The sequence below is a fragment of the Clostridium sp. genome (genome assembly GCF_036781005.1).
GTDB lineage: Bacteria > Bacillota > Clostridia > Clostridiales > Clostridiaceae > Clostridium_B.
Genome location: NZ_DAIQBT010000057.1, coordinates 1 through 10706 on the forward strand (window position 1 = coordinate 1; position 10706 = coordinate 10706).

The 10706-nt window shown below is 28.0% G+C and carries 9 protein-coding genes and 2 tRNA genes; 9 read left to right on the top strand and 2 right to left on the bottom strand.

Translation table 11 applies throughout. The features are described from left to right. Positions 1–268: 268 nt before the first annotated feature. The 8 genes from V7Q02_RS14985 to V7Q02_RS15020 all read left to right on the top strand — a co-directional run bounded on the left by V7Q02_RS14985 (position 269) and on the right by V7Q02_RS15020 (position 8066). Positions 269–622, top strand: coding sequence for an HD domain-containing protein (locus V7Q02_RS14985; protein ID WP_442882176.1), 354 nt, complete (start codon positions 269–271; stop codon positions 620–622). 340 nt (positions 623–962) lie between these two features. Then, entirely contained in the window at positions 963–1478 is a 516-nt protein-coding gene (locus V7Q02_RS14990; RefSeq protein ID WP_333861895.1) for a transcription repressor NadR, read from the top strand. A gap of 32 nt (positions 1479–1510) precedes the next feature. Further along, positions 1511–4225, top strand: coding sequence for a UPF0182 family protein (locus V7Q02_RS14995; protein ID WP_333861896.1), 2715 nt, complete (start codon positions 1511–1513; stop codon positions 4223–4225). 47 nt (positions 4226–4272) lie between these two features. Next, positions 4273–5667: an NAD(P)/FAD-dependent oxidoreductase gene (locus tag V7Q02_RS15000; RefSeq protein WP_333861897.1), complete on the top strand. Its 1395-nt coding sequence runs from the start codon at positions 4273–4275 to the stop codon at positions 5665–5667. A 17-nt stretch (positions 5668–5684) separates the two neighbouring features. Next, a complete protein-coding gene (locus V7Q02_RS15005) occupies positions 5685–6014 on the top strand; it encodes a DUF1667 domain-containing protein (protein WP_373844821.1) in 330 nt (109 codons plus the stop codon). Positions 6015–6386: 372 nt separating this feature from the next. Continuing rightward, complete coding sequence (gene serS / locus V7Q02_RS15010; protein ID WP_333861898.1) at positions 6387–7667, top strand: serine--tRNA ligase; 1281 nt, start codon at positions 6387–6389, stop codon at positions 7665–7667. Positions 7668–7859: 192 nt separating this feature from the next. Then, positions 7860–7950 (top strand) — tRNA-Ser (locus V7Q02_RS15015). A gap of 25 nt (positions 7951–7975) precedes the next feature. After that, positions 7976–8066: transfer RNA gene (locus tag V7Q02_RS15020), tRNA-Ser, on the top strand. 151 nt (positions 8067–8217) lie between these two features. Here V7Q02_RS15020 and V7Q02_RS15025 read toward each other — a convergent pair. Together V7Q02_RS15025 and V7Q02_RS15030 are read right to left on the bottom strand one after the other, a co-directional pair. After that, on the bottom strand, positions 8218–9117 hold the full coding sequence (locus tag V7Q02_RS15025) for a tyrosine-type recombinase/integrase (RefSeq protein ID WP_333861899.1): 900 nt from the start codon (positions 9115–9117) through the stop codon (positions 8218–8220). Between the two features lie 166 nt (positions 9118–9283). Further along, the gene (locus V7Q02_RS15030; RefSeq protein WP_333861900.1) at positions 9284–10165 is read right to left on the bottom strand and encodes an ATP-binding protein; all 882 of its coding nucleotides are present in this window, start codon (positions 10163–10165) and stop codon (positions 9284–9286) included. 31 nt (positions 10166–10196) lie between these two features. Here V7Q02_RS15030 and V7Q02_RS15035 point away from each other — a divergent pair, with 31 nt between their 5' ends. After that, positions 10197–10421 carry a hypothetical protein gene (locus tag V7Q02_RS15035; RefSeq protein WP_333861901.1) on the top strand — a complete coding sequence of 75 codons (225 nt, stop codon included), beginning with the start codon at positions 10197–10199 and terminating at the stop codon, positions 10419–10421. Positions 10422–10706 lie beyond the last annotated feature (285 nt).

Genomic DNA, 10706 nt, shown 5'->3' on the forward strand with positions numbered 1-10706 from the left:
AGCACCTGCCTTGCACGCAGGGGGTCAAGAGTTCGAATCTCTTTATCTCCACCAAGAAAAGAACTACATATATTATGTAGTTCTTTTCTTTATATCTTAATTTTTGTGAATAAGGAGATGAGAAAATATATTTTATAGGATAAAACAGTTTTATTGGGCTATTACTTCTAAAGTTAATAAAGATGATATTAACTTTGTAATAAATATTTTAAATATAAAAGAGTTAGAATTATTTAATAAATTATCTGTTCAAGAACAAAAACATTCTATAAAAGTCGCATATGATATAAAGTTTTTGTGTGAAAAAAACAATAAAATTGATATGAATTTATTATTAAAAGCAGCACTCCTCCATGATATAGGCAAAATATATAGAAGGTTGAATTTGATAGATAAATCTGTAATAGTATTATTAAACAGTATATCTAAAGGAAAGATAAAAAGGTTTTCTAAAAATAAAAAAATAAATGTATATTATAATCATGGAAGAATTGGAAGAGAGTTATTGGAATCAATAGAATGTGATGAAAAATTGCTTTATTTAGTGGAACATCATCATAATTGTGAAATAAATAATAATGTAGAATTAAATATACTTAGATTTTACGATAGAAAAAATTAAGTTATGATAAATTAATTTTTATATAAAAAATCTAAAAATTTCTATCTACTGCCACAAATGATAGTAGTTTAGTTTAAAAATTACTTTATCCGAAGTCTAGAATTAGCTAACATCTTATTTTCTTCAAAGTGGGGGATAAGCACTGCTATGCCCCTGTATAAATGATTCTAAGGTTCAGATGGAGAAAACATTCCTTATAGGCAGACTTCACCTGAACCTTAGAATTACTTGATATAGTCAAATAAATTGCTTATATATGGAAAAGTATTTAAGTTTCTAATATATAATGTTAAAATATAAGTAATACTATTATTTATATTTTAGAGTATAGGAGGTTATAATGGATTCTAAAGAAAGAAGAGTATATATCAAAGAAATTCTTGAAAAAAGTGATATGCCTCAAAAAGGTCATATTCTATCTGAAAAGTTAGGTGTTACTAGACAGGTAATAGTTAAGGATATAGCTATTCTAAGAGCTGAAGGTAAAGACATAATAGCAACTCCAGAAGGATATTTGATTCCAAAGTCTGAAAAGAATTTAGTAAAACAGGTAATAGCAGTTTCTCATAAAACTACTGAAATAGAAGATGAACTTAAAGCTATAGTTAAATTTGGCGGTAAGATTCAGGATGTAATAGTAGAACATTCTATTTATGGAGAAATAAAAGCTATGCTTATGATAAAAACCTTATATGATATAGAAAATTTTATGAATAAGGTAAAAGAACATAAGGCTGAGCCTTTGCTCATATTAACGGGAGGAGTTCATCTACATACTATAGTGGCAGAAAATTATGATATACTTGAGAATATAAAGGGTGAATTAAAGAATAAAAATTATATAGTGTATGATTAAATTATATGGCTTTTATAAGAGAGGTGATATTGGTGAAAAGAAAAGTAATGTGGAGTAGTCTAATAATAATTTTATTTATATGTATTTTATTTTTAAATAAAATTGTAAACTTTGTAATTAATATAGAGTGGTATAAGGAGGTTGGATATTTAACAATTTATTTTACAAAGCTTGTAGCTATATGTAAACTCATGATACCTTTATTTATAATAATTTATATAGGTATAGTGCTTTACTGGAGAAGTTTAAGGTTAAGTATTATAAAGTATAGAAGGGCTTTTGAAGTAAGTAATAATAAAGTTAAAAATGAAAAAAGAGTATTTATTATTGTAAACATAGTTGTATCGTTTTTATTTTCTTATGCATTTGCTGCCACTTATTGGTATAGAATTTTACAATTTAATAATTCAGTTCCCTTTAATATTAAGGATCCGATTTTAAATTTGGATGTATCCTTTTATGTATTTAAATTACCACTTATACAATCCTTACATAGTATGATTTTAAGTTTAATAATTTTTTTAGGATTAATAACTTTAGCTACTTATTTTATATTGAGTGTGAAAGATAAAGTAGTATTTAAAAGTTTTAAAAAAAATTCTGGTAAAATAGATATTTTAAATAGTGGAATAACCAGATTTGCAGGAAAACAGTTGGCAGTTTTAGCTGCACTTGTAATGCTTTGTGTATCTGTAGGGTATATTTTAAAGTGTATTGAACTTGTATATAGCCAGAAAGGTGTAACCTTTGGTGCAGGTTATACAGATGTTCATGTGAGTTTATTATTCTACAAGATAATAGCAATAGCTTCTATAATTTCAGCAATAGCCATATTTGTAAGTATACTTGTAAGTAGAGTTAAACCTATAATAGTATCAATAACTGTAATAGTATCTTTGATTTTAATTAAAAGCTTATCTTATGCTGTAGTTCAGAATTTTATTGTAAAATCTAATCAAAAAACGTTAGAGCAACCTTATATAAAATATAATATTGATTACACCCGCAAAGCATTCAATATTGAAAATATTGATGCTAATCCCTTTCAAGTTAAAAATAACTTAACTTCACAGGATATAGATAATAACATGGATACAATAAATAATATAAGAATAAATTCTTTTGAGCCTACTTTAGAATTTTATAATCAGGTTCAAATAATAAGGTATTATTATAAATTTAATAACATTGATGTGGATAGATATAATATAAATGAAAAATTTAATCAGGTATTTGTGGGTGCAAGAGAAATAAATACTAAAGCTATAGATCCAAATACCTGGCAAAATAGACATCTTATATATACACATGGCTATGGTATAGTAATGAATAAAGTTAACTCCGTAACTTCTGAAGGACAGCCTGATTTTGTTATAAAAGATATGCCACCACAAAATTCTACTGATATAAAACTTAATAATCCAAGAATATATTTTGGTGAAAAAACTGATGATTATGCTATAGTTGATACTAAATTAAAGGAATTTGATTATCCAAAAGGTAGTGAAAATGCAACTAATAATTATGATGGTAGTGCAGGAATAAAATTAGGTTTTATCAATAAAATATTGTTTGCAATAAATCAAAAAGATATAAACTTTCTTTTATCTCGTGACATATTAAAGGACAGTAAAATATTAATAAATAGAAGTATAAAAGATAGAGTAAGCAAAATTGCACCATTTTTAAATTATGATTCGGATCCCTATATAGTTATGAGTGGCGGCAAATTTTATTGGATATTAGATGGATATACTGTTTCAAATAGATATCCCTTCTCACAACCACAAAATAATTTAAATTATATAAGAAACTCTGTTAAAATTACTGTAGATGCTGAAAATGGAAATGTTAATTTCTACATAATAGATAAAACTGATCCTATAGTACAAAGTTACTCTAAAATATTTCCGGATTTGTTTAAGGATGTAAATAAGTTGCCATCTGATATAGTTCAACATTTTAAATATCCCAAGGATTTATTTAATATTCAATGCAGTGTACTTGGCAAATATCATGTAACAGATCCAGGGGTATTTTATAGTGGCGAAGATTTATGGGAAGTGGCTAAAAATCAAAAACAAGTCAGTGGAGAAAAATATTTAATGGAGTCTTCATATATGGTTATGAAGCTTCCAAATGAGCAGAAAGAGGAAATGATATTATTACAGTATTTTAATATGAGAGATAAAGATAATATGGTAGCTTTATTTGGAGCTAGGATGGATGGAGAAAATTACGGTAAGATGGTTATTTATAAATTTCCTGCGGAAAAAACCGTATATAGTCCTTATTTGTTTAAACAAAAGCTAAATCAAGATACTACAATATCTAGCCAGTTGTCTCTTTGGAATAAAGATGGTTCTGAAGTTCAGTTTGGTGACACTATGATAGTTCCTATAAATCAATCTCTTGTCTATGTAGAACCAATGTATTTAAGAGCTAGTGGAAAAGAAGGCATACCAGAAATGAAAAGAGTTATAGTATCTTATAGTGATAAGATGGTATTGGCTGAAAGTATAGATGATGCACTACAGCAGATATTCACTTATACACAGGATAATAAACAGGGAAATTCTAATGGAACTCAAATAGAAACACCTTCTTCTGATATTAATACAGAAAAATTGAAAGAGGCAAAAGATTTATATGAACAGGCACTGGAAGCTCAGAAGAGTGGAGATTGGTCAAAGTATGGAGAAAATATTAAAAAGCTTGGTGAAATAATAGATTCATTACAGAAATAAAAATGTAAAATTAAATGATTTTGTTTTTGTTAAGGGGAAGATTTGATATGGATTATGATGTACTTATATTAGGTGGCGGAATAGTAGGATGTTCAGTTTCATATGAACTTTCAAAATACAACTTAAATGTAGCATTAATTGAGAAAGATTATGATATAGCAGATGATGTAGCTTTAATAGATTCGTCTATAGTTTATGATGGGTTAGAATGTGAGGATACTTTATTATCAAAACTGGAACTTATGGGAAATAGAATTATGCCAGAACTTGCCTCTAAATTTAATATATTTTTTAAGAAAAAAGGTTATTTATTATTGGCAGATAGTAAAAAGAGGGAAGAAAAGTTAATTAAAATGTATGATACAGCATTAAATAGAGGCATAGAAAATATATATTTACTGAATAATTCTAAGGATATATATAATTTGGAACCAAGTTTGAATAAAACTATAAGAAAGGCTATATATTCTAAAAATACAGCAGTTATTTCACCATATGATTTAGCAATTTCATATGGTGAGATTGCTTTTGATAATGGTGTGAATTTTAAATTAGGAGAAGAGGTTTTAGATATAAAAAATATATCTAAAGGATTTAGAGTAATAACAAATAAGAATAAGTTTACCTGTAATATGGTTGTTAATACCACTCCAAGAGAAAGTTATAGCATAGATAGAGAAAATAAGTTTGGAAAAAAGAGGAAATATCTAAAATATTTTCTTTTAGAAGAAAACTCATCTAAGGCGTATAAAAATATTATATCTGTTATTGGAGAAAATGATGATAAAATATATACTATTCCAACTAAAGAAAATGGTATATTAATAGTTTTAAAAAGTAATAAAAAAATGAGCAATTCAGAGGGACTAAAGAGAATTAAATATTTTATAAAAAACATATCAGAAAAAAGTATTATACCTTTTTATGAATCTGTATTTTATGATGATTTCTTAATTATAGATGATAGTTTAATTGATAAAGGGTATATTAAGATATTTGGGAAGCACTATGGCCAGGTCACCATGACTCCAGCCATTGCAAATATAGTGTGTGAAACTATAGTTAGTAATCTAAATTGTGTTTTAAAAAAAGATTTTATAGATAAAAGAAGAGAAGTTTATAAATTTAGAGATCTTTCAAATATAGAAAGACAAGATATAATAAATTTAAATAAAAAATATGGAAAAATGATATGCTATTGTAAAAAGATTACAGAAGGCGAAATTATAGATTCTATAAGAAGACCTCTTGGTGCTCGTACTATAGAAGGAATAAGACGAAGAACAAGTGCCACTTTTGGAAATTGTAAAGGATCTCAATGCCTTTGTAAAGTTGCGTCAATTCTATCTAGAGAGATAAATAAGGATATGACAGATATATTGAAGGATTCTAAAGAGTCTAATATCATATTAGGTAGAATAAAAGAATTTGACGAAATGTAATCAGGAGGAAATATAAGTTGGTTAAAGAAGTAATTTGTAGTGAGTGTAATAAAGAGTATAATGTTAATAATTATTTATACGATAAGAAGGATAATCTTACTAAATCAAATATTTATAGCAAATGGGGCGTATTTACTACCATTGTCAGAATAAAAGGTTCAAATTGTAATGTAGTACCAGTAAAAAGTTCAAGACCTTTAAACAAGAACTTGTGGGTGGAATGTTCAAAGGTCTTAAGTAGAATACATGTGGGAGCACCTATAAAAAGGGGAGATATAGTTTGTAAGAACATATTGAATACTGGAGTTAATATAATATGTACTAAAAGTGTTGATAAAAGAAAATAATAAATTTTTAGTTTTTACTTTATTATTTTCTACATGTTGGTTATAATAAATGATGGATATGTAGTTATATATCTACATTAAACTAATTTTGTGCAATCTAAAAATAAAATCAACGATAAATAGACTATTAGCTTTATATAATTATTTATGGGAGTCAGTGTTTTGGTGTAAGTTGATATAATAATATTGTTAATTTGTCTTTAAAATATTAATAAATTATATTATATCGTTATAATTTTTAAAAATAATTATTAATTGATTATTGTTTAATTAGAGTGTCAACACGGAGTCTTTAGTCCTTGAGGAGGTATAAGGCTCCATTTGTTTTGAATAAAAAGATAGAAATCATGCATAAACTAAGGAGGATTAAATATGTTAGATTTAAAAAGGATACGGAATAATCCAGAAGAAATAAAAAAACAACTTTTAAATAGGGGAGAAGATTTTGAACTATCAATTATTGATGAAGTGGTATCGTTAGATGAAAAAAGAAGAAAAATTTTAGTTGAAGTTGAAGCCTTAAAAAATAAAAGGAATCAAGATTCTGGAGAAATAGCTAAAATAAAAAGAGCTGGCGGAAATACAGACGCTTTGGTGATGGAAATGAAACAAGTTTCAGATAACATAAAACAATATGATATCCAGTTATCAGAAATAAATGATAAAATAGAGTACATAATGCTTAGAATACCTAATATTCCTAATCCAGCAGTTCCAGAAGGAAAGCTTGATGAGGATAATGTAGAGATTAGACGATGGATGGAGTCTACTAAATTTGAATTTGAACCTAAAGCTCATTGGGATATAGGTATAAATCTTAATATACTTGACTTTGAAAGAGGAGGAAAAGTAGCAGGCTCTAGGTTTACTTTTTATAGGGGGCTTGGAGCAAGGCTTGAAAGAGCTATTATATCTTATTATTTGGATTTTCATACTGAAAAACATGGATATGAAGAGATATTACCGCCTTATATGGTAAATAGAACTAGTATGACTGGTACAGGACAACTCCCAAAGTTTGAAGAGGATGCTTTTAGAGTGGCAAATAACGATTTTTTCTTAATTCCAACTGCAGAAGTACCAGTAACTAATTTTTATAGAAATGAAGTACTGAAGGGCGAGGATCTTCCAATAAAATATGTTGCATACAGTGCTTGTTTTAGAGCAGAAGCAGGCTCAGCAGGGAGAGATACTAGGGGAATTATAAGACAGCATCAGTTCAATAAAGTTGAACTTGTTAAATTCACAAAGCCTGAACAATCTTACGATGAACTTGAAAAATTGACTAATGATGCAGAAGATGTACTTAAAGGATTAAAAATTCCATATAGGGTAGTTAAGATATGTAAGGGTGATCTTGGATTTACAGCTGCTCTTAAATATGATATAGAAGTTTGGATGCCAAGTTATAATAGGTATGTAGAAATATCAAGCTGCAGTAATTTTGAAGATTTCCAAGCGAGACGAGTTAACATTAAATATAAGGAAACCCCAAAAGATAAACCAAAATACATACATACATTAAATGGTTCTGGAGTAGCTATAGGAAGAACTGTGGCAGCTATTCTAGAAAATTATCAACAGGAGGATGGAAGTGTGTTGATTCCTGAAGTATTAAGATCATATATGGGTGGAAAGGAAGTAATAAAATAATTCTATAAATTTTTTAAGGTTCAGATGGATAAGTGTTTTATCCATCTGAATCCAAATAAAATTTCATAATATGAAATTTTTCGCGTTTTTAATGGAAAGTCTATTGACAGTTAAAAAACTTCATGTTATAGTATTTAAGGTGAATGAAAGAAAAAGTATAACTATGCATTAGTTAGTAGAAGAGGCAATTGTGGAAAGATGGTCGAGTTGGTTTAAGGCACCGGTCTTGAAAACCGGCGTACGGGTGACCGTACCAAGGGTTCGAATCCCTTTCTTTCCGCCACTAATATATTTAAATGGTAGGACATGGAGAAATACTCAAGTGGCCGAAGAGGCGCCCCTGCTAAGGGTGTAGGTCGGGAAACCGGCGCGAGGGTTCAAATCCCTCTTTCTCCGCCATGATATTTATTAAAATGTGTTAAGCTTCAAGAATGGCTTAAAATCAAGGTTTTAGGGAATTTCAGTTTCAATAAGAGTTATTAAAATGCAATACAATTGTAGTATAACTGTAGTAAAAACTGTAGTAAAAACTGTAGTAAAATACAAGCAATCAATCTAAGAAGTTATCCAGTAAGTCGGCAACTTCTTTTTTCTTTGCCTCAGATACATGTACATAAGTTTTTCTTGTGGTGTTTATGTCTATATGACCTAATAATGCTTGTATTACATTTAAATCACCACTTTGCTCATAAATTCTTGTAGCATACGTGTGCTTAAGGCTGTGGAAGGTCAGATCACTTGAAATTCCTAATTTTTTATAAATTCTTTTAACTGCTCTAAGTGGAGCTTTATCATTTAAAAAATATCCATGCTCATTATGAAATACTAGACTCATTTTTTTGTATTTTTCAGGACTTTTAATTTTATCTTTTAAAAATTCTTTATGCATAGATTTTAATAAAGGAATTATTTTTTTAGAAATAGGTACATATCTAACTTCGTCATTTTTAGTTTCCGCAAGTATTCTTTTATAGCCTATAACTTTATTATTCTCATATATGGCTTGTTTGCTATAAGTTTTATTGATGTATATGGTATTATTTTTAAAATTAATTTTGTGCCATTCTAAGCCTAGTAGCTCACCTTCTCTTAATCCTGTACAAAGGTCAAAGTAAATCATGAAATTATGTCCCTCTCTTATATGTTCAAGAAGATATTTAATCAACTCTGTCTGCTCTTCTACTGTTAAAAACTTTTTCTTATTTGTCTTTTTTATTCTTGGAAGCACAACAGCATTGCAAGGATTCTTTATAATGTAATCTTGATTGAGTGCTTCAGTTAGAGCAGATTTAATCAATCTGATTATATATTTTATGTTACTTGGTGAAGTTTCTAAGCAATTAATAAATTCTTGTATTTGACTTGCTTTTAAGTCTTTAAGTCTTCTATCTCCAATGGCAGATGTTTCAATATAATTTTCATATGGTAAAAGATGCTGCCCACGTGCCATCTTTTCTTTGATATATAGAGCCTTCACCGTTTTGTCTACGTTTCTTCATAAAAATCACCTTCTTAATAAATATATTTCAATGTATTAATTTTAATTTGTAACATTGAAATGTAACATTGATTAATTAATTATATCAAGTCAATGTTACTTAAACCTATTTGTAACATTAATTTTTATCTAAAAAATAGTATGAAAATCTTCCTTTTTTTTGTATTTTTACTCCTTGTTCTTCTAATTCTTTTATAAATCTAACAACTTGAAGTCTTTCCATTCCTGTCATTTGGCGTATCTCCGCATTAGTTAAATTTCTTTCTTTTAATATTGATAATATCCTCATCTTAATAGATTCTCTATCTAATCTCCTATCTCTATCATATTCAGTATCTTTTTCAATCATTGAATACACTTCTCTTGTAAGAGTATAATATTTCTTTTTAATAGTTCCTCCAGATTGAAGTAATTTTAAATTGTTCTCCATGTAACTTAAACTCTCTCTTACTTGTTCTATACTTCTTTGACAGATAACGGAAGCGTTATAAGTATCTATTTCTCTATGTCTCAGAAGATAATTTAAAATTATTAGATGATCTACATCAATAGTTATACCTCGATCGTTTAAGTTTTTAATAAAATTTCTAAATGTAGGTATAATTGTTGATGCTATTAGTGTTAATTCTACACATTCACCTATTTCCCTGTATTGTGGAGGCTCCTTACCTTCGATAAGCAAAGATTTATATATTCTCGGTATGCCCAAATTACTTCTATTTACTAATTTTAATTTATCCAATAAATCTGCAAGATGTGAATTTCTTGCAATCGGTGGATGGTGAAGAATGTTATCAGGAGCTATTCCACCTATAAAGTTTCCTGGATTGGTGAGTATTACTCTATCTTTATAATGTTTAAGCATTACACTACCTGGTATTCTATAATCTCTGTGTACAAATGCATTAAGCAAAGCCTCCCTTAATGCTATCTTAGGATACATAGCAAATTCAGGATGTAGAAAGCCTATTTCTATTGTTGTCACTTCATTTTTAAGCAAACAGGAATTAAGTAAAAACACAGATTTACAAGTGGAGTATAAAACAAATGAAATAATAGAGCTGCTTTCAAAAGATAAAAACCTTAATAAGTATTTTAAAGAGTATGTAGAGATTTATAAGGAGTGCGTGGCACTTGAGATTAATGTAGATATAGATCAGGATTTTAGAGGCATAGAAGATAAAATATTGAATTATTCTAGAGAAATTAATTCTAATAATATAAAGCAAAAGATAATAGATCATTCAAAGTATTAAAAAAAGGACTTCAATTTAGGTAAAAACTTAAATATAAAATATGAAGACTATACAAAGAAAAATCAACGGTCTATAAGCTATGCAGTAAAAGGTTTAGTTTATTCCATTACTGATTCTCTTTACTATGGAGCTAAAGAAAGTGAGAGATTAAAAAATAATATGGGTATCACAAAAAAGCGTAAGTTTAAACACCGTAAAAAAATGGATTATGACCAGGAGTTATAAAATTTGATAGTGTAAAGTGTGCTATGAAAAAATAACGCTTAAAAAATGCTGGTAAGAGCT

What these genes read in the sequence shown, in the direction of transcription:
- serS (WP_333861898.1), top strand. Translation starts at nt 6,387, where the DNA reads ATGTTAGATTTAAAAAGGATACGGAATAATCCAGAAGAAATAAAAAAA.
- V7Q02_RS15000 (WP_333861897.1), top strand. Translation starts at nt 4,273, where the DNA reads ATGGATTATGATGTACTTATATTAGGTGGCGGAATAGTAGGATGTTCA.
- V7Q02_RS14990 (WP_333861895.1), top strand. Translation starts at nt 963, where the DNA reads ATGGATTCTAAAGAAAGAAGAGTATATATCAAAGAAATTCTTGAAAAA.
- V7Q02_RS15025 (WP_333861899.1), bottom strand. Translation starts at nt 9,117, where the DNA reads ATGGCACGTGGGCAGCATCTTTTACCATATGAAAATTATATTGAAACA.